Below are 20,758 nucleotides of genomic sequence, written 5' to 3'. Positions count from 1 at the left end.
GCCAGTTAAATAGTTGTAAAACTAATTAACTGGCTTTTTTTGTAACTGCCCTTATCCTATCGTTTATTATAGACCTCTCACCTGACGCCAACTAACTGTAAAAAGTTGTCGATAAGTTCTTTATTACGGTCAATAAAAGGTGCTTTCTTTGCTTTATTTTCTCGATTAAAATCAGGTAAAGCGGTAAATGTAGGGATAACATTATTGACTTGTCCCAATAAAATAAAAGGTGTAGTAGCGTTGTGCTTGCTACGCTTTTTCTGCCCCTCTTTGATCAAGTTAAACTCAATGGTTGGTAGTAACCTAAATTGCTTTAACTTTTGTATTTTTTTGTAGCGACCCGAAGTAACTTTATTGATTGTTATCGCTAACCTTGCTTGCCATTCAGTCGCACTAAATTCTATTGGTGGCGAGTTTTTTTTATTCTCGATGTAAACAATCGCCTCTTCAATAGTATATGTTTGCGGTACAGGTCGACTTACCCAGTTAAACCAAACATTGTTAACATGATCCGTTTTTATTTGAATTTTTCGATAAAGCTGTTCGGTCATGATGCCAGCAAAAGCACTATGAATAAAATCATGACGTTGATGTTTATCTCTATTATTGCGCACGGTATTAGCAATACTCTCTTTTAGGGTATTAATCGTTACTACCAAGGCCAACACAGTCTCTTTTTCTTCATTGACGGTAACAAAGCCAGGTAGTCGATAAACAAACTTTGTTGAGGCTGTTAATGGTGCGTAAAAATCTTTCCACGCGTTTAATACGCTTTGCAGTTCAGTCCACTCCCGCAAAGCCTTGACTGATAAATGCTGAACACCATCAACAATACAAGTCTGTTCTTCGGCTTTAGAAATTCGCTCAATTTGATAACCAATAAAAGAAGGATTTTGCTTAATTATGATATCGATTAATGACGCGGTTTGACTGACAAGCTCAGACATTAATGTATTTACCTTAAGTAAATCTCCAGTATTATCAGGGGGTGTTTTGACTATTTTTTTTAACATTAGTATATGTCCGATTAGGTGTCTACTGTTATTATATACAGTAGACTTGTCTATTTAAACAAACAATGACTGTTTTGGCGATAATAAACACACCAAGCCCATACTTTCTGCAAAACTGATTAATTCGCTGCTAGTTTGTTAGCGCACCAAGTTTGATGTGTCTGCAATATCTCAGCGCCCTTTTGTTTATTTCCTTTAATAGGAAGGTAGACCTACTGATGCAGTTGAAACATAGAATGTGATATTTTATATCGTTTACATTACTAAGCCTACTTGGGGTTTTGTGCCCATCCCCTACTTAGCTTGTAAAAATATCTAAACACTGCAGTGTTTAAGTTCAGAGTGCTATATTTGCCAGTTATCATCTGTTTTCCATTCACTAACCCAAGTGGGTATATTGCTCGCAGGCATAGGTCTGGCAATGCCATAACCTTGCGCTAAATCACAACCCAACTGTAATAGTGCAGTGCCATGCTCAATTGTTTCAACACCTTCAGCAATAACATCACGCTTAAAAGATTTAGCTAATACTATGACACCTTCAACAATAGCTAAATCATCAGCATCATCTAACATATCGCGTACAAAGCTCTGATCTATTTTAATTAAATTAACCGGTAATCGCCTAAAATAAGTAAGTGACGAATAGCCTGTACCAAAATCATCTAAAGCAAACGTTACTCCTAGTGCTACACAGGCATTCATAATGGTTGATACATGATTTACATCATCTATCGCACTTGTTTCTAAAACCTCTAATTCTAAATAACGTGGTTCAACGTCAGGGTGAGCCGCAAGTAATAGAGTTAGCCTATTTGCAAAGTCAGCTTGTTGTAATTGTACTGCTGCAATGTTTACACTGATACTTAACGGAATATTAGGCGCCATAGCTTGCCATTGACTAATTTGCGCTAGTGCCGTGTCAATAACCCACTCTCCAATATCAACAATCATGGGATTATTTTCAATAATGGGCAAGAACTCAAGTGGACTTAACAGCCCTCTTTGCGGATGTTGCCAGCGAATAAGCGCTTCAAAACCTGTGATAACACCTGTTCTCATGTTCACTTTAGGTTGGTAATACAGTACAAACTGCTCATTATCTAAAGCGTTACGAATAGCTTCTAGACTTTCTCTGCGTACTTTAACTGCATCATCTTGAGCGGTGTCAAATATATAGTAGCGATTTTTTCCTGCTTCTTTAGCAGCATACATAGCTTGGTCTGCGTGGCGCATTAGTTGGTCTGCATCAACGTTATCTTGCGGGTAAAGCGTAACACCAATACTAGCTGATACATTTAACATAATGTTATTGACGGTAACAGGGTCTGATGCCGCCAGCAAAAAACGTTCTATTATTTGTTCGCAGTCTTCCACGTTAGTTAACCCTGCTAATACGGCGACAAATTCATCTCCACCAATACGCGATAAACTATCTCCTTCACGTAGTACTGCTTTCATTCGTACGGATAAAGCAATGAGCAATTCGTCACCGACAGCATGCCCATAAGTATCGTTAACTGATTTAAAGCCGTCTAAATCTAAAAACACCACAGCAAGTGATGTTTGATAACGACCACACTGTAACATGGCTTGAGAGAGTCGATCGGCCAGTAGTGAACGGTTAGGTAAATTAGTCAGTACATCATAATGAGCGATGTGCTCTAGTTGATCTTGATGTTTTTTCATCAAGGTGATGTCATTAACTAAGGAAACGTAATTAGTAATATCACCAGACTCATTACGCACAGCACTAATCGTTTCAATTACTGCGTATAATTCACCATTTTGATGTGTATTCCATAATTCACCTGACCAGTGGCCCTGTTCTTTTAGCAAACGCCACAGTTGCTCATAAAACTCAGGCGATTGTTTATCTGAGTTAAGCATACTCGGGTTGTGACCGATAGCTTGCTCTCGAGTGTATCCTGTTATATTGGTAAAGGCTTGGTTTACATCAATAATTGTCGCATTTTCATCGGTAATAATAATACCTTCACGAGCATGAGTAAAAACACTCGCCGCAAGTTTTAGTTTTTCTTCCGCTAATTTATGTTTGGTTAAGTCGACATCAATACAAAACATTTCAGGTGCCTGGCCGGGAACATGGACATAGGCATGGCTTGAGAATACATTAACTTCTGTGCCCTGCTTAGTCATTAACGTGAGCTCACCGGAAGGAATAGGTTGCTTAGATTTAAGCATCTGTTGCATAGCATTGCGCACGTCAACTTGCATAGCAGCAGGAATAATTAGATCGTAAAGGCTCTGTCCTATGGCTTCTTCAGCTGTGTAACCATATAGGTATTCCGATGCTTTATTCCAGTAGCGTGTATTACCCTCATAGTCATAACCTTGTACAGATACTGACGGAATGGATTGCAATAGTTGATTAAAGCGCAACTCTTTATTTTTTAAAGCTAAGTGATTGTGAGCTTGTTCAATCGCAATACTAGCTAAGTAAGCAGTTTGCTCAATTAAACTAATGTTTGCCTCTGTGGGTTTATGGCTATTGCGATGATAAATAGCTAAGGTACCTAATACTTTACCTTGTGTAGAGCGTATTGGCTCAGACCAACACGAACCTAACGCTGCTTTGTTTGCTATCGCTTTAAAAGGCGCCCAATAAGGGTGAGTAGCAATATCTTCCACCACAACGCGTTGATTAGTAAAAGCCGCTGTACCACATGAACCCACACCCATGCCTATTTCAACACCATCAATAGCTGCGTTATAAAAGTCAGGAAGACTAGGGGCAGCGCCACTTATTAAATGTTTACCCTCGTCGTCGAGTAGCAAAACACTACACAGCATTAAAGGGTTTTCTTGTTCAATACCATTAACAATAGCAGTTAACACTACGGATAATGACTCACCGCTGGTAATAAGCTCTAAAACATGGGTGCGCGCTTTATCACGCAATTCGCTAAGCTTACGTTCGGTAATATCTTGATGGGTTCCACAAAGACGAAGTGGTTGTTGAGTGGCTTCATCATATTCAACAACCGAGCCTGAACCTTGTATCCAGATCCACCGGTCATCGCTATGTTGCATTCTAAACTCCACGACATAATTTTCTTTAGTGTGAATATGTTGTTGAACAACATCCATAGCCAATGTTTTATCATTAGGGTGAATAAGCTTATCCCAATCACTAATATGATTATTTATATCGTGTCGTGATAAGCCAAGCATGGCTAACCATTCATCATTAACTATTTGCTCTCCGGTTTTATAATTCCAATCCCAATACCCTAGCTTAGCGCCATTAATAACATTTAACAACTGAGTTTTTGATTTTTTATGGGCATCTTCACTTTGCGTTAACGCGTTTATGTTCGCTACTTGTCGCTTATTACCGCGCACTAATAAAAAACTCATGCCTGCGCCTACTAATAATGTTAGGAACATCAATAATTGTTGTGTAAATTTAAAAACTTGTAGTTCTGCGGCCATTAATTTTTTTAAGGCTATAGCAACCTTTTTAGCTGATTGGTTAAATTGTAAAAAGGCGAGGTCAAGCTCTTGATCAAGAGCAGAGCCAGCAGTAGAGGTTGTTGGAGAAGACCAGCGTATTTGGGCGAGGTGCTTAATATGATCAATATCGTCTAGATTTTTTGTTATATTGGCGCGTAAATTAGCGTCGTTTAGCGCAATATAAGTACTCTCTTCATTAATGCCACCAGTAAGCATTGCTTGAGCATACCACCTTGATTGTTCAATGTGAGACCATACGCTATCGATATCAACAGAATTATCACCATTTATGATTTCTTCAAACCATAAATGTGCTTTGGTGGCCTCAAGCTTCATTTCTATCGCAGCATCAAGTAAAGGAAAATAGCGCTCTGCTATGTTACGACCGGTAGTAAACGAATAATAAACAATGACCATACAGAGTACGGTTAATGAGATAGAAAAAAACAGTGTTTTGCGGGAGTCTGCTTCCATAAGATATATCCATATTTAGTATGGTGAATAATACTTTTAGGCTAAGTTTACATCTAGTTCTTTAGAGTAGCCTTTTTTATTGAAAGCTTAAAGAGATTCTAACGTAAATTACTATATAGGTAAGATATAGTTAGGATATAGTAAAAGGTAAAACTGCTCAAAATTTACTCGATAGTTTACTCGATGATAATCACATAAACCCAATAAAGCCTATTTGCTCCATACTTTACCTCCTATTATTTTAAAGGCAGGCGTTCCTCTAATTAAACAATCTCGAGCAAATATTTGCTGGCATTGGGGACAGGTACAAGGGGTATTAGTAAAGTTTTGACTAATACGTTCTTTAAAACATTTAAGTAATGCCCCCTTTCCACCTTTGCGGTATTTGAAAAGATGGTAGTTACAGCCCTTGCAATAAATATTAACTGTGTTGTTCGGGCCTTTTTTGCTCGGTTTTGACATCACTTAATTTATACCAATTTGATTAAATTTCTTCCCAACTCAGCACTATCTCTTATCAATACCCAAAGCAGCTAAGTTATTAGCCATATCTTGTGCAGCAGATTTTGGTGAAATATCATCATCAATTTTAATAATTTTACCTTCTTTAGAAATATAAAAAGTAACACGGCTAGCCACATTGAACATATTTAAAACTTGATAATCTTTTGCAGCAGCTTTGGTTGGGTCGCTTAACATAGGAAAATCAGCGCCAGTTTTTTCTGCAAAGTCGCGGTTGTCGTCAATAGGGTCAACACTTGCCATTACATAGCTAACGTCAAATTCTCTAATAAGATGGCCCTGCTCTGTTAATGATTTACACTCGATAGTGCAACCACGGGTATTAGCCATTGGGTACCAAGCTAAAACGACGGCTTTTTTACCTTTATAATCACTTAATTGATAATAATCGCCGGTAGTCGCTTGTAACTTAAAATTAGGGGCATCATCGCCGACTTTAAGCTCGGTAGCGAGCGTTGAAAACCCAACGACACTAAATAGACTGCACAAAATTAGTAGAGATTTTTTTACTTGGTTTTTCATTTTAGTATTAAGGTTCATATTGTTACTCTTTTTTAACAGGTGAATGGTTGGGTATATAATAATGGCTATCTTAGTATATAAGCTAGTAAAGTCATACGGTTTGAGACTGGCGAAGATCACTTTTTTATACGTTGGTTTAAGCTTCAAGGTATTTTAATGATAGTTGCTGTCGCTCGCTCATCCATTTACTCACAACAGGTTTTTTACCGCGTTGTGATAACTGTACTTCACTGTGCCTAACTCATCTATGTTCAACTTATTTCCTTTGCGTTTTACTGGCAGAGATAGATACTTATAACGTATCTATCTCTGCTCATTTCTTTATAAGCAGCAACTTCAGCATCTTCCATGCCATATCAATAACCCTTATCTCTCTACTCTAGTTAGTATTCAAACATGGTGATTTTCGCCAAATATTAACGTCTCTATAGAATCGTCAATGATTCAGTTAATTATTATTGAAGCTCTTTCTACCACTAATAAAAAGCTACAGTCATAGTAAACAGTCACCTTCATACTGATTAAGGGGTTATCAGAGTCGTGTACTGATATACGACGGAGTTACTAGAGTTATAAGTGAAAAACACCAAAGAGTTATCAGAGTTATTAGTGCTTGCTATACAGGGTTGTCAGGGTTATATTGATTAACTAGGCTTTTAAGTACCATTTGACGTGCTGTTAGGGGTTGACAATGAAGTATGCAATTATGTTTATTTATGATGATAAAAAAGCACATTATCAGGTATCAGTACCTGATCTGCCCGGTTGTTCTATGACAGAGAAAACGATTGATTTAGGGATGGAGGCAATCACAAAGTCGATAAAATCACAGCTATCGACCTTGGCAGAATACGGAGAAAATGTACCTAGTGCAAAAAGCTTAGAAAGCCATAGAAAGGCTTATATGCTAGAAAATCCCTATTCGTTTGCACAGGCATTTTGGGCGATAGTGACTATTGATATCAGCCCCTACCTTGGTAAAAGCCATAAAATAAATGTAACTCTGCCTGAATTACTGATTGCACAAATCGATGAAAAAGTGAGTAAATCTTCAAGTTATAAAACGCGCTCAGGGTTTATTGCCAGCGCCTGTTTTGCCGAATTAGAAAAGTAGAGTTAAGCGTTTAACATACATAGCCGCTAAAATTTTCGGCTGCCATGTTAACTTACTCTATAGCGTAGGAGAAGTACCAATTGGCCATTTGTAGGTAAACTCTTGGGTTTAGGTCTAGCAAGATTTTTATCGGTATTAATACCCCAACACAGATAAATCAATATTGTTAGCCGCCACGTTAATTTTATCTGCGAAGGTAACCACATTGCCCTGCTCATCAACATCATCAATAAAATCAAGTTGAGCTATGTTAGGTATAGGTAATAGTTGCGTCAGTTCAACAATATTTTCTGACAAATTATTCATCACCTCACCCGCTGCACAATTGGCAATCCAGCCAATACACTCTAGCCCATCAGCCTTAATCGCTTGATAAGTTAGTAAAGCATGATTTAAACAACCTAATTTCATATTAACAATTAAAATCACTTCAAGATTGTTTGCTTTAACAAAATCAGATAAAAATTGCTGTGAGGGTGATTCTGTTGCTTGTGATGCTAATGGCCCTAAAGGTAAGCGCCAACCGCCTGCTCCTTCAACTAAAGTGATATCAGCGTTTAATGTGATGACTTGTTGATAATGATCATTTATCTCTGCCACGCTAATAGGGCGATTTTGTTTTTTTGCCGCGATATGCGGCGCTATCGGCTCAGCAAATGCTATGGGATTAATATCAGTAATGCTTTGATTACTGTTAGCAAATTGACTGAGTAACTTGGCATCTTCATTGATAAGCTCGCCAGCTACTAACTCACAGCCTGCAGAAATAGGCTTAAAAGCGGCTACTTTTAGTGACTTAGTAGCTAAGGTATTGGTTACCGTGTTATGTACAAGGTTAGTTAAGGCATGCACTAAAGCACAGCTAACAAAGGTTTTACCTGCATCAGTATCTGTCGCGGTAATAAAAATATTTTTCATCTTTTTCTCTGTTTTTCTCTATTAGTTAGTTATTTAGTCAACTGATTTAACCACTACCCCTGAGAACAAACAATATGTTGCCGGATAAGTACCGTTTGGCGCTAAATAATTTTTATAATGCTCAGCCATGTTAAACCACTTAGCTTTCCCTGACAGACCTCTGTTTTGTTTTTGTGCTAAATGATTAGCCCCTAAGCCTTTTAACTCTCTTGCTAAATGAATAACGTTGTTATATTCCAAAATAATATCTTGGCATTGTTGTTCAATCAATTGGCCTTGATTGTTACTCAGGACAGTGTTCACTACTGTTGTTAATTCAGTCAGTGTTTTAAAGTTAATAACATGTTGATCATCATCAACTTTCTGCCAAGACGATTTTAACTCATGTAATGTACCATCGAGTAGCGTGGTAAAAACAAGTGAGCCGCCTGGCTTTAATACTCGTAGCAGTTCAGTGATGGCGACATCAAGTGGATTAAACCATTGGATCACTAAATTAGAATAAATAACATCAATGCTGTTATCTTTAAGAGGAATGTTATGAGCGTCACCTTCTAGCCATATTATGTGGTTATTACAGCGCTCTTTAGCAAAGTGCAGCATCTCATGTGAGATATCAAAACCAATAACTTGCTTATACTTACTGGCTAATACCTCAGTAAAAAAACCGGTACCTGAGCCCACATCTAACACAGTTAACGCTTTCTCTTTTGGTAACAAAGACAATATATGATTACCGGCAATACGTTGTAGCCTTGCTGAATTATCGTAAGATTTACTCGCTAAACCAAAACTTTTAGCAATATTTACTCGCTCTACATTTACACTAACGCTGGTTATATTTTCTTGTACTACTGAAGTCATTAAGCAATGGCCTTATTGATACATTCCGCTAAATATCTGATATTTTTAATATTGTGATGTGAACATATGGTAACGCGTAACCTTGAGCTGTTAACAGCAACGGTGGGTGGCCTAATAGCAGTTAACCAAATACCTTGTTTTTTAAGCTGTGCGCTAATGTGAAGTGCTTTTTTTTCATCGCCTATTATTAGCGCATGAATAGCAGAATGACTAACAACTAATTTAATCTCTGGCGCCAGCAATTGAATAAATAGCGCGCTTAATTCCGCAATTTTTTCTCGTCGCCAATGCTCTTTTTGAATAAGAGCAACGCTCTTTCTTGTCGCCCAAGCAATCGCAGGAGATATCGCCGTGGAGTAAATATAGTGACGAGAAAAATTAACCAAGTAGTCGTGTAAATCTTCACTACAGGTTAAAAATGCACCGCTAGTAGCAAGGGCTTTACCCATGGTTGCCATAGTAATATCTACGTTAGCAAAGTAATTACTGCCCTGTCCTTTATCGCCAATAACACCAATACTGTGGGCGTCATCTAAATAAAGCCATGACTGTTGCGATTTTGCTAATTGGGCAAGCTCGCGTACTTTGGCTTGACAGCCATCCATACTAAACACACCTTCAGAGGCAATTAGTGTGTTGAAAGTATTTTTTGGTGTTTTATCCGGGTGCTCAGCAGTGCTTTTGACTGTGGCGCTATGATGTGTGGTGTTATTATTTCTAGCACTAAGCAGCCTTGTTAGCTGTTCAATATTATTATGATGAAAACGTTTAACCGTTGCTTTACTATGATAAGCACCATCAATCATCGAAGCATGACTGAGTTTATCGAGGTAAAAATGACTTTGCTCATTTTTACCTAATGCTTGAAATAGTGCTAAATTAGCAGCAAAACCACTAGAAAAAAGCAAACATTTAGGTTTATTTAGCCACTGACAAATATCATTTTCTAATGCTTGATGAGCATAATGATAACCAGTGACTAAGCTTGAGCTACTTGAGCAAAGCCCAAACTTATCTATTCCTTCTTGTAAGGCTTTATTTATTTCTCTGTGATTATTTAATCCTAAATAATCATTAGATGAAAAATTAACATAGGACTGACCATTAACAACAATTTCTGCACCTGAGTGCTGATTAGACGTGCTATTACAAACCAACTGCCGATAGCGAGATTTTTCTTTTTGCGCCAGCACATCTTGTTGGATAAAATCAAAGTTCATATAGTATTACTTAGGCTGAAGCGTTGTAAAATAAATCACTGTGTTGTTGATCCACAATCGCGGTTTTAACTCTATTATCTGAGCGCTCAGTATCGCCAGCAACTGTTTCAGTATTAATACCCAACTTTTCAAACAGCGCAATATCTTGGTTAGTTTCTGGGTTTTCAGCGGTAAGCAGTTTACAGCCATAAAATATTGAGTTTGCGCCTGCAAGAAAACACATCGCCTGCATTTGCTCATTCATCGCTGTTCTCCCTGCGGATAATCTAACATGGCTTTTTGGCATCATAATACGCGCCACCGCAATACAGCGAATAAAGTCAAAGCTTTCTAAGTCATCAATATCAGCGAGTGGTGTGCCGGCCACTTTTACTAACATATTAATTGGCACACTTTCTGGTTGTGGGTTTAAATTAGCTAACTGTATTAATAGTGATGCTCGGTCTACCGCTTTTTCACCTAAACCGACGATACCACCACTACACACTTTCATACCCGCGCTGCGCACATTACTTAACGTATCTAGTCTATCTTGAAAGGTACGGGTGGTAATAATCTGATTGTAATGCTCAGGTGACGTGTCTAGGTTATGGTTGTAATAATCTAAGCCTGCGTTATTTAACTGATCTGCTTGTTCAGTCGATAACATGCCTAATGTCATGCATGTTTCCATGCCTAGTGCTTTAACACTTTTAACCATATCAAGTACGTAAGGCATATCTCGCGCTTTGGGGTTACGCCACGCAGCCCCCATACAAAAGCGAGTTGATCCCATATCTTTGGCGCGTTGTGCTGCTTCAAGTACTTTTTCAACCGCAAGTAAGCTTTCTTTCTCTAGGTCTGTTTTATTACGGGCACTTTGTGAGCAATATTTACAATCTTCTGGGCAAGCACCTGTTTTAATCGACAATAAAGTACTCACTTGTACTTCATTAGGATTAAAGTGCTCTCTGTGAATGGTTTGCGCTTTAAACATTAAATCATTAAAAGGCATGGCAAATAGTTCAGCTACCTCTTCATTATTCCAATTATGACGAAGTACTGACTGCACGTTTGTTAGCACAGGTGCGCTTGTTGTTGCATTTCTTGTTTCGTTGACTGTTTGGTTCATTATTGAGGTACCGTTTAAATCTGACATAAAACCCAATTGCATCTAATTAACTTAACGGGTAGTCTAGCCCCCCCAAGCATGATGTCAACGGCAACAATAAAATTGGTTTACATATGAGTATTAAACAAACTAAAAAGCAAGCACAACTCTCACTGTCAGAACAACATTCACTACTAAGATTGGACAAAGAGCATGTTTGGCACCCTTACACCTCAATGTCAGAACCACTACCGAGTTATTTAGTTGAAAGTGCTCACGGAGTTATGATTAATTTAGCTAGTGGTGAGCAACTCATTGATGGTATGTCATCGTGGTGGTCTGTGTTACACGGTTATAATCATCCTAAATTAAACAAAGCCCTACAAGAACAAGCGGCTAAAATGTCACATGTTATGTTTGGCGGCTTAACGCATCAAAGCGCTATTACCTTATGTGAAAAATTAATTGCCTTAACGCCTAACGGCTTAGATAAAGTTTTTTTGTCAGACTCTGGCTCAGTCAGCGTAGAAGTAGCAATGAAAATGGCTTTACAGTATCAACATGCCGTTGCTGAAAAAAAGCAATGTGTATTAACTAAAACTAAGTTACTAACCGTTAAAAATGGCTACCACGGTGATACCTTTGCGGCCATGTCGGTGTGCGACCCTGTGACCGGTATGCATCAAATTTTTGAACAAGTACTCATGCCGCAATATTTTGCCCCCGCGCCTAACATTAAATTTGGCGAACCATGGTCAACTGATGAAGTGACTGAGCTATCAAGGTTATTTGCTAAACATCATCATGACATAGCCGCCTTTATTATTGAACCTATTGTGCAAGGCACTGGTGGTATGCGCTTTTATCACCCTGAGTATTTAAAAGCGTGTCGCCTACTGTGCGATCAGTACGGTGTGTTATTGATAGTCGATGAGATTGCAACTGGCTTTGGCAGAACCGGTAAATTATTTGCCTGTGAATGGGCTGATATTAGCCCAGATATTATGTGCTTAGGTAAAACCCTTACCGGTGGCTATATCACACTAGCGGCAACATTATGTAGCTCACATATTGCTCAAACTATTAGTGAAGGTGAAGCGGGGTGTTTTATGCATGGCCCCACTTTTATGGGCAATGCCCTCGCCTGCGCGGTCGCTAATGCTAGCATAGATTTATTAATAGAAAATAATTGGCAATCACAAGTAAAAGGGATTGAAAATGCACTGAACACACTATTAAGCCCGTTAGCAGAACATCCCCGAGTAGCCGATGTAAGGATTTTAGGGTCTATTGGTGCGGTTGAATGTAAACAAACGGTCAACCTAGCGCAGATACAAAAGCGCTTTGTTGAGTTAGGTGTGTGGATCAGACCTTTTGGTCAGTTAATCTATATTATCCCGCCGCTTATTATTACCACGATGCAATTAACAACGTTGATTAATGCTATAGCAACAGTTTTAAATGAAGAACAGTGTTTTAACTAGTACGTTACCACTATGATGAATTAAACGTATAAACCTGACTTATTGTGCTTGTACTAAAAGATATACCAACCAGGCAATATTGATAGTCAATAAAAATAACAAACTATAGTTAGGGTTATCACTTAGGCGTCGACAACGGTATTTTTCTGTCATTAAGGCGATATAACTGCCCATAGCACTAAGCCATAATAAAATATAAAGATAACCTGTTAATGGCGTTAACCAAAATTGGCGTATTTCAACGCCATAATAGCGTAATACTCCATAATCTTTATCAGGTGCCGCATAATAAGACATCACTAAAGCGATTAAAAAAAGTAACCAGCTGCTTAATGCCAAAATTGTTTTAGTGTAATGCCAAAAGTCTGTCGATTTTCTTCTATCAATTGGCTGCTCTACTTTTGTGTGCTCATCAGTAGTTTGCACGTCGTTACTTTGTTTCATTATTGATGCTATCCTATTTTATAACGCTTAAGCTCAAAGCTATAGCTAAAATGAATGGTAAAGCTCCGTTTAAAATAAGCTCAAGTTAAGCCTAAATAAAGACCAAACTCAGCTCAAAGCAAGCTCAGACAAAGTTAAAATCCGCTAGCAAGGCGCTAAGTTAATGAACATTACAAGAACATTGCAATTAAGCATTGCATTTATGTCTTGTCACGGTAACATATCACCCCATTTTTAGCATAATACCAATACGTGTAAATCTTTCACTATGTTAGCGTTAAAACGCTAATTAAAATAACGAGATCAAACGGGTATTACCGCATTGTCAATCAATCACACAAGAATAAGAGGTCATTAGATGTCAGTTATATCAATTACTGATGTATTAGCAGGTAACTTCCCTGTTAATGAAAGCATTACCGTCCACGGTTGGATCAGAACACGCCGTGACTCGAAAGCTGGTATTTCATTTTTAGCATTGCATGATGGTTCATGTTTCGATGCTATTCAAGCCATTGTACCTAATGAACTCGATAATTATGAAAGTGATATTCTTAAATTAACCACTGGTTGCGCAGTAAAAGTAACCGGAATTTTAGTTGAATCACCTGGTCAAGGACAAGCGTTTGAAATTCAAGCAACCGCGGTAGAAGTATTAGGTTTTGTTGAAGACCCTGATACTTACCCAATGGCAGCTAAACGTCATAGTATTGAATTTTTACGTGAACATGCTCATTTACGTGCTCGCACCAATATTGGCGGCGCAGTTACCCGTGTACGTAACTGTTTAGCGCAAGCCATTCACCGCTTTTTACATTCAAAAGGTTATTTCTGGATCAGCACACCACTTATTACGGGGAGTGATTGTGAAGGTGCTGGTGAAATGTTCCGCGTTAGTACTTTGGACATGGAAAACTTGCCACGTAACGACGCCGGTAGTGTTGATTACAAACAAGACTTTTTTGGTAAAGAAACCTTTTTAACGGTATCTGGGCAATTAAACGTAGAAACTTATTGTAACGCGTTATCAAAAGTATATACCTTCGGCCCGACATTCAGAGCAGAAAACTCAAACACTAGCAGGCACTTAGCTGAATTTTGGATGATTGAACCTGAAATTGCTTTTGCTAACTTATCTGACGCCGCTGATTTAGCCGAAGAGATGCTTAAGTATGTATTAAGTGCGGTACTTGAAGAGCGTCCTGATGATATGGCCTTCTTTGCACAACGTGTTGATAAAAGAGTCATCGAGCGTTTAAACTCTGTAATCAATACCGACTTTGTTCGTCTTGATTACACCGACGCTATTACTATTTTAGAAAATTGCGGCAAGACCTTTGAAAACCCTGTTTCTTGGGGCGTAGATTTAAACTCTGAACATGAGCGTTTCTTAGCTGAAGAGCACTTTAACGGTCCGGTCGTGTTACAAAACTACCCGAAAGATATTAAGTCGTTCTACATGCGCTTAAATGACGATGGTAAAACCGTTGCGGCGATGGATATTTTAGCGCCAGGTATTGGTGAAATTATTGGTGGTAGCCAACGTGAAGAGCGTCTTGACGTATTAGATAGCCGTTTAGAAGAAATGGGCTTAGATATTGCTGATTACGGTTGGTACAGAGACTTGCGTCGTTACGGCACGGTACCTCACTCTGGTTTTGGTTTAGGTTTTGAGCGTTTAGTAGCTTATGCTACTGGTATGCAAAACGTTCGTGACGTGATCCCTTTCCCAAGAACGCCAAACAACGCTGCCTTTTAATGAGCCTGATATACGTTTAGTTCGCACTTTGCCTGCTAAAGCAGATTATGCACTAAACGATTAAGTAAAAGGCGACATCAAGTCGCCTTTTTTATTATCAACAACAAATAATTGTTAATCGATGCAAGTCCAATAATTATTGCCAGAAGGTAACGCTCTCTTGATAACTTTTTGCTGGCTTGATAGCGGCCACTTTCGTTGGTGTGCCTATATATAAAAAGCCAACAATGTCATTGTCAGCATCAATGGCTAACCCTTGCTTAACCTTGTTATGGTATGCCAAATCGCCGGTTCGCCAAACAGCACCATACCCTAAGGCGAAAGCCGCCATTTGCATAGCATGAACACAACAGCCTGCGGCAACAAGTTGCTCTTGCTTAGGTACTTTACTGTGCTGGACATAATGAGTTGAAATGGCAATAATCATCGGTGCTCTAAAGGGCATTTTAGCTATTTTAGCCAGTTTTTCATTAATCACCTCTTCATCTAAAGCGGCTGTTTTGACTTCACTTGTCTTAGCATCGAGGTACAATTCACTTAAGCGCTGTAAACCATCGCCAGTAATCACATGAAAATGCCAAGGTTTTAAACCACCATGATCGGGCGCGCGCATACCTGCTGATAATAATGTTGCAACATCTGCTTCATTCGGCGCAGGCTCCGTTAAGACAGACGTAGACTGTCGTGTTAATAATAATTCAATAGCGTTCATAAAATAGCTCTAACAAGTGGTTATTGTGGGAGTTTATCGTTAAGCTGTTGTCAAATCAATGGAGTAAAGCTGTCGGTGTGCTAAGGCGGTGAGTATTCTTTAAGAGGCAGAACATTACTGTCATTGCAAGCCCCATTGTCTAGGTTTATCTGGGTATAATTAATTAACTTTTTAGGGAAGAAAAATGTCAGTGTCTATTGCCTATTTGGCGGTACTCTTAATATGGGCGACTACGCCATTAGGTATCGTGTGGAGTAGCGAGTCAATAAATCCGAGTTTAGCGGTGTTTTTAAGAATGCTCATCGCTTTAGTGTTAGGCGTACTGGTGATTAAACTCGGTAAAATTGATATTCCTTTTCATAAAAAAGCATTACGATTATACGCTTATTCAGCATTAGGTATTTTTGGCGGCATGCTGTGCTCTTATTTATCGGCTAGCTATTTATCATCCGGTATTATTTCATTGGTCTTTGGTTTATCTCCTGTTATTTCAGCCGTGTTAGCCAAAAGAATTTTAGCTGAGCCAAACATCAGCACAATTCGTAAACTCTCTATGGGTATTTCATTGTCTGGTTTAGCCGTGGTCTGCTCTGATAATTTTACCTTAGCGAACGATGGTATTTACGGCGTCATCTTTATTTTACTGGCGGTGTTCTTCTTTAGTTTAAGCGGCGTACTGGTGAAAAGTGTTTCTCTTGCTATTCACCCGTTAGCGACAACCGTGGGCGCGTTATCGGTTGCCACACCTTTGTTTTTCTTAAGTTGGTTGCTGCTTGATGGCACTTTACCGATTGAAACATGGCAAGCCAAATCATTGTGGGCGACACTCTATTTAGGTGTGTTTGGTTCTCTTATTGGTTTTTATGCTTACTTTAGCGTATTACAAAAATTATCAGCCAGTAGTGTAACGTTAGTGACACTCATTACCCCTATCATTGCGTTAACGTTAGGCTCAGTATTTAATGGTGAAGTGATTAATGACAAATTACTCACCGGTGCTTTTATGGTGTTGTTAGGATTAAGTATTTATCACTTTGGTCATTTATTACCACGTTTAAAAAAGAAAGGAGCCCGCAGTTAATGGCCCCGTGTGAAAATAACATTCATCACTTCTTTTCAATTAATAATCGCTGTGCGACCAGATGATCTATGCTGGTATATCGACCACCACCAATAAAAAATAACGTAAGTAGCATAATAAAATAGGTTGCTGAAAATTCAATACCATTATTTAGCACAACAATATTACCTTTTTCATAAAGCCAATCAGTATTACCATTTTCTTCGAGTAATGATCGCATTTTCTCAAGACGTATCGCCGTTTGATCGCTATTATCTAAACTAGCTTGTGCACTATCAATACCAAGCCAAAGAGCAACGTTAGCCGGACTAATACTACTATTAGTCGGCGTAATAGCAAACCAACCATTGTCGGCATGAACAGAACTAGCAGCTACTATCATGGTAAACAATAAAGGAATACTAATTAAGCGGGTTAACGCGCCAAATAATAATAACCAACCACCAAAAAATTCTACCCAAATAACTAAATTAGCTAATAACGCTGGAAATGGTAGTCCTAAGCCCCAATCACTGTCACCAAACCAGGCAATAATATTCGGGTTAGCCATAATGGCACTAAAGCCTGTGACCTCTTCATTAAGTAGTTGGGTTTTACTAAAGCCAGCCATAATAAATACAGGGGCAAGGTATAGTCTTAATAATAAAGCGGGGATACCGTCAAATTTTTTGAGCTGTGTTAAAAAATTTTGGTAGTAATACGGTAGTTTTTGCATCGTCATTGCCTAATAAAATAAAGTTACCTGTGTACTATAAGAACACTTAACTTGTGAAATACTTTCAATCCATATAATAAAGACCGCAGTAAAAAGTGAATTTCAACAAATAATTACAATCTAGTGAATACCTTAGGTTAAGTTTTGTTAAACATTAAGGTAATATGGCTTTCAGTTTTTACATTTCATACCCTTTCGCCTAAACAAATAAGCACCTTATTATACGGATTGGTATCACCTATTGAAGATAAAATTATATGAGTAATAATCCAGGTATTATCAAACGACTATTATCATCGCTTTGGCGTGTGTTAAGTTTTGCGCGCTCATTAGTAGTCAACCTAGTGTTCTTTGTACTATTATTCGCCTTTATTGGCGTGATATTTTCAAGCGGTGAGGAGCAAATACAAGTACCCGATAAAACGGCTTTAGTGTTAAATCTAGTCGGTGATGTGGTTGAGCAAAAACGTGAAGTTGACCCCATGGAAGCTTTTTTAATGGAAGCGATGGAGCAACAAGACGATAAGCCTGAAATTTTACTTAACGATATTATTGAGGTTATTGGTAAAGCAAAAAATGATGACCGAGTAGAAATATTGGTTTTACAGCTACAAGGTTTAAATAAAGCAGGCTTAACTAAACTACAAGACATTGCCCTAGCCATAGAAGATTTTAAAACATCAGGTAAACAGGTTATTGCCTTAGGCGACCAATATTCTCAAGATCAATACTACCTAGCCAGTACCGCAAATAATATTTGGTTAAACCCACAAGGCTTTATGTTACTTGATGGTTATAGTCGCTATAACCTGTATTTTAAATCTGCCTTAGAAAAACTATCAGTTAACCAACATATTTTTCGCGTAGGTACGTTTAAATCAGCGGTTGAACCTTTTATCCGTGACGATATGTCCGATGCAGCAAAAGAAGCAAACCAGCTGTGGTTAACTGATTTATGGCTACAATATAAAACCGACGTAGCTCAACGTCGTGGTTTTGGTATCGAAAATTTTGATGAAGATATTGATGATTTAGTCGCTAAGTTTAGCGCCGCTAATAGTAGCTTTGCTCACTATGCGTTAAACAATCATTGGGTTGACCACTTAAAATCTCGCGAAGAAATGCGCAATGAGCTTATTGCACTCGTTGGCAAAAATAGAAAAGGCGACAGCTATAGCCATATAGGCTACAAAGATTATATGGTGGCAACAAGCTCAACATTAGAGGAGCAGCTTGAACTTACCGCTTCTACCGGTGATCAGGTCGCGATTATTGTGGCTAAAGGGACGATTTTAGATGGTACACAAAAACCAGGCACTATCGGTGGTGACAGTACGGCTAAATTACTACGTCAAGCACGCAATAATGATAATGTTAAAGCGGTGGTATTACGCGTTGATAGCCCTGGTGGCAGCGCCTACGCCTCAGAAATTATTCGTCAAGAAGTGGAACTATTGAAAAAAGCAGGTAAACCCGTTGTTGCTTCAATGGGCACTTACGCAGCATCAGGTGGATATTGGATATCAGCCCCAGCCGATAAAATAATTGCCGCCCCGTCTACTATTACGGGCTCTATTGGTATTTTTGGTATGATGATGACTTTTGAAGACACCTTAAGCAAAATAGGTGTTTATACTGATGGTGTTGGTACTACTGACATGGCAGGTTTTGGTCCAACACAAACACTCACACCGGGTATGGCTAACTTATTTCAATTATCTATTAATAAAGGTTACCAAGAATTTATTCAATTAGTGGCCAGCAATCGTAATATGACCACAGCTGAAGTTGATGCTGTCGCACAGGGCCGTGTTTGGTCAGGTAAAAAAGCAAAAGAACTTGGTTTAGTCGATGAATTAGGTAATTTAACCGATGCGGTTGAAGCTGCAGCAACACTGGCAAAGTTAACAACCTATGACACGCTATTGATTGAAAAAGCACAATCTTCACGCAATAAAATAATAGAGCAATTACTGGGGAGTTCGTTATCAGTCGTTAACTTATTTACCGCAGTGCCAGAGCATACGGCAATTGAATTAAGTACTAATACCATTAATAACCAACCGTTGTCACAGTTTATTACGTTGATGAAAACACAATTAACGCAAGTAAATCAGTTTAATGATCCTCAGGGGCGCTATACTTTATGTATAGCCTGTGGTCATTAGTTTACTGTCATGTAAATAATGAAGCTAACAAGTCAGTAGTTAACAGAGGTAGTTAAGCAATTAACTACCTCTTTTTATAAATAAGTTATCAAAATTGAAAATTAAGATAAAAATCATGATGAAAAAAAGAATTTACGTAGCTTACACCGGCGGTACTATTGGTATGATGCAAAGTACGCAAGGTTTTGTGCCTGCTAAAGGTCACCTTACTGAATCAATTAATGCTCTGCCTGAGTTTCATCGTTGTGAGATGCCTGATTTTACCATCAGTGAATATCAGCCACTTATCGATTCATCAAACATGACGCCAAGTGATTGGCAACGTATCGCCGATGATATTAAAACCAATTATGATGATTACGATGGTTTTGTGGTTTTACATGGCACTGATACCATGGCCTATACTAGCTCGGCATTATCTTTTATGTTTGAAAATTTAAGCAAGCCTGTCATTATCACCGGCTCTCAAATTCCGCTAAGCCAGCTTCGCTCTGACGGACAAGTCAATGTACTCAACGCGTTATATATTGCGGCAAATTATCCTATCAGCGAAGTGAGTTTATTTTTTAATAATAAGCTATATCGGGGTAATCGTTGTATTAAAGCCTATGCCGATGGTTTTAATGCGTTTGACTCGCCTAATATGCCGGTATTACTCGAAGCAGGCATTAATATTCAACTCGTTGCCGGTACGCTTGCTCATTCGGTTGATAATGTCGCGTCGCTGCAATTATCAAAAATCACTCCACAGCCCATTGGCGTAGTGCATTTATACCCAGGTATCAGCAGCAACGTTATCGACAATGTACTAAAACAACCGGTCAAAGCACTTATTTTACGCAGTTATGGCGTCGGTAATGCGCCGCAAGATAAAGCATTGCTGTTATGTTTACATAAAGCAAAAGAGCAAGGTATTGTGGTGGTTAATTGTAGCCAATGCATTAAAGGGACTGTTAACATGTCAGGCTATGCTACCGGTAAGGCGTTAAGTGAAGCCGGGGTTATTAGTGGCCATGATATGACCTTAGAGGCAGCATTAACTAAGCTACATTACTTGTTAAGCAAAGAATTAACTTACCAAGAAATATGCGAAAAAATGGAACAAAATTTACGTGGTGAATTAACTTAACTGATAAAAGAGGATGGCTGGGCTAAAAAACCTGCCACCCGCCTTTACTAGT

17 protein-coding genes are annotated in these 20,758 nt (G+C 38.6%); 6 read left to right on the top strand and 11 right to left on the bottom strand.

Going from position 1 to position 20,758, the window contains the following annotated elements:
• Window positions 1–77: 77 nt before the first annotated feature.
• From FCS21_RS11560 to FCS21_RS11540, 4 genes are all read right to left on the bottom strand, one after another.
• A complete protein-coding gene (locus FCS21_RS11560) occupies window positions 78–1,013 on the bottom strand; it encodes a DNA replication terminus site-binding protein (RefSeq protein WP_138623534.1) in 936 nt (311 codons plus the stop codon).
• Window positions 1,014–1,358: 345 nt separating this feature from the next.
• Window positions 1,359–4,964 carry a bifunctional diguanylate cyclase/phosphodiesterase gene (locus tag FCS21_RS17130; protein WP_306461460.1) on the bottom strand — a complete coding sequence of 1,202 codons (3,606 nt, stop codon included), beginning with the start codon at window positions 4,962–4,964 and terminating at the stop codon, window positions 1,359–1,361.
• Window positions 4,965–5,174: 210 nt separating this feature from the next.
• A complete protein-coding gene (locus FCS21_RS17040; protein ID WP_138623532.1) occupies window positions 5,175–5,426 on the bottom strand; it encodes a hypothetical protein in 252 nt (83 codons plus the stop codon).
• A 45-nt stretch (window positions 5,427–5,471) separates the two neighbouring features.
• The gene (locus tag FCS21_RS11540; protein WP_138623530.1) at window positions 5,472–6,026 is read right to left on the bottom strand and encodes a peroxiredoxin family protein; all 555 of its coding nucleotides are present in this window, start codon (window positions 6,024–6,026) and stop codon (window positions 5,472–5,474) included.
• 673 nt (window positions 6,027–6,699) lie between these two features.
• Between FCS21_RS11540 and FCS21_RS11535 the strand changes: the two genes are divergently transcribed.
• On the top strand, window positions 6,700–7,122 hold the full coding sequence (locus FCS21_RS11535) for a type II toxin-antitoxin system HicB family antitoxin (RefSeq protein WP_138623528.1): 423 nt from the start codon (window positions 6,700–6,702) through the stop codon (window positions 7,120–7,122).
• Window positions 7,123–7,257: 135 nt separating this feature from the next.
• Here the strand turns inward: FCS21_RS11535 and bioD are convergent, their stop codons facing one another.
• The 4 genes from bioD to bioB are packed head-to-tail and all read right to left on the bottom strand — an operon-like array spanning window position 7,258 to window position 11,118.
• Window positions 7,258–8,040 (bottom strand): dethiobiotin synthase, encoded by a 783-nt coding sequence (gene bioD / locus FCS21_RS11530; RefSeq protein WP_138623526.1) that lies wholly within the window; start codon window positions 8,038–8,040, stop codon window positions 7,258–7,260.
• Window positions 8,041–8,073: 33 nt separating this feature from the next.
• Window positions 8,074–8,904 carry a malonyl-ACP O-methyltransferase BioC gene (gene bioC, locus FCS21_RS11525; protein ID WP_138623523.1) on the bottom strand — a complete coding sequence of 277 codons (831 nt, stop codon included), beginning with the start codon at window positions 8,902–8,904 and terminating at the stop codon, window positions 8,074–8,076.
• The gene (locus FCS21_RS11520) at window positions 8,904–10,124 is read right to left on the bottom strand and encodes an aminotransferase class I/II-fold pyridoxal phosphate-dependent enzyme (protein ID WP_138623521.1); all 1,221 of its coding nucleotides are present in this window, start codon (window positions 10,122–10,124) and stop codon (window positions 8,904–8,906) included. Before FCS21_RS11520 ends, bioC begins: the two co-directional genes overlap by 1 nt.
• A 10-nt stretch (window positions 10,125–10,134) precedes the next feature.
• The gene (gene bioB / locus FCS21_RS11515) at window positions 10,135–11,118 is read right to left on the bottom strand and encodes a biotin synthase BioB (RefSeq protein WP_246047212.1); all 984 of its coding nucleotides are present in this window, start codon (window positions 11,116–11,118) and stop codon (window positions 10,135–10,137) included.
• A gap of 230 nt (window positions 11,119–11,348) precedes the next feature.
• Between bioB and bioA the strand changes: the two genes are divergently transcribed.
• A complete protein-coding gene (bioA, locus tag FCS21_RS11510; RefSeq protein WP_138623519.1) occupies window positions 11,349–12,698 on the top strand; it encodes an adenosylmethionine--8-amino-7-oxononanoate transaminase in 1,350 nt (449 codons plus the stop codon).
• Window positions 12,699–12,737: 39 nt separating this feature from the next.
• Here bioA and FCS21_RS11505 read toward each other — a convergent pair whose 3' ends face one another.
• The gene (locus FCS21_RS11505) at window positions 12,738–13,142 is read right to left on the bottom strand and encodes a hypothetical protein (protein ID WP_138623517.1); all 405 of its coding nucleotides are present in this window, start codon (window positions 13,140–13,142) and stop codon (window positions 12,738–12,740) included.
• A gap of 358 nt (window positions 13,143–13,500) precedes the next feature.
• On the opposite strand from FCS21_RS11505, the gene asnS reads away from it, so the two are divergent.
• The gene (asnS, locus tag FCS21_RS11500) at window positions 13,501–14,901 is read left to right on the top strand and encodes an asparagine--tRNA ligase (RefSeq protein WP_138623515.1); all 1,401 of its coding nucleotides are present in this window, start codon (window positions 13,501–13,503) and stop codon (window positions 14,899–14,901) included.
• A gap of 136 nt (window positions 14,902–15,037) precedes the next feature.
• Here the strand turns inward: asnS and FCS21_RS11495 are convergent, their stop codons facing one another.
• On the bottom strand, window positions 15,038–15,613 hold the full coding sequence (locus tag FCS21_RS11495; protein ID WP_138623513.1) for an NAD(P)H nitroreductase: 576 nt from the start codon (window positions 15,611–15,613) through the stop codon (window positions 15,038–15,040).
• Between the two features lie 184 nt (window positions 15,614–15,797).
• Here FCS21_RS11495 and FCS21_RS11490 point away from each other — a divergent pair, with 184 nt between their 5' ends.
• Window positions 15,798–16,694: a DMT family transporter gene (locus FCS21_RS11490; RefSeq protein WP_138623511.1), complete on the top strand. Its 897-nt coding sequence runs from the start codon at window positions 15,798–15,800 to the stop codon at window positions 16,692–16,694.
• Window positions 16,695–16,719: 25 nt separating this feature from the next.
• Here the strand turns inward: FCS21_RS11490 and FCS21_RS11485 are convergent, their stop codons facing one another.
• Window positions 16,720–17,409, bottom strand: coding sequence for an HvfX family Cu-binding RiPP maturation protein (locus FCS21_RS11485; protein WP_138623509.1), 690 nt, complete (start codon window positions 17,407–17,409; stop codon window positions 16,720–16,722).
• A gap of 257 nt (window positions 17,410–17,666) precedes the next feature.
• On the opposite strand from FCS21_RS11485, the gene sppA reads away from it, so the two are divergent.
• A complete protein-coding gene (gene sppA / locus FCS21_RS11480; RefSeq protein WP_138623507.1) occupies window positions 17,667–19,577 on the top strand; it encodes a signal peptide peptidase SppA in 1,911 nt (636 codons plus the stop codon).
• 115 nt (window positions 19,578–19,692) lie between these two features.
• Window positions 19,693–20,706, top strand: coding sequence for an asparaginase (ansA, locus tag FCS21_RS11475; protein ID WP_138623505.1), 1,014 nt, complete (start codon window positions 19,693–19,695; stop codon window positions 20,704–20,706).
• Window positions 20,707–20,758 lie beyond the last annotated feature (52 nt).

Source organism: Colwellia ponticola (genome assembly GCF_005885605.1).
GTDB classification, from domain to species: domain Bacteria; phylum Pseudomonadota; class Gammaproteobacteria; order Enterobacterales; family Alteromonadaceae; genus Colwellia; species Colwellia ponticola.
The sequence above is the reverse complement of the archived record's forward strand: the minus strand, read 5'-3'. Positions and strand labels throughout refer to the sequence as shown.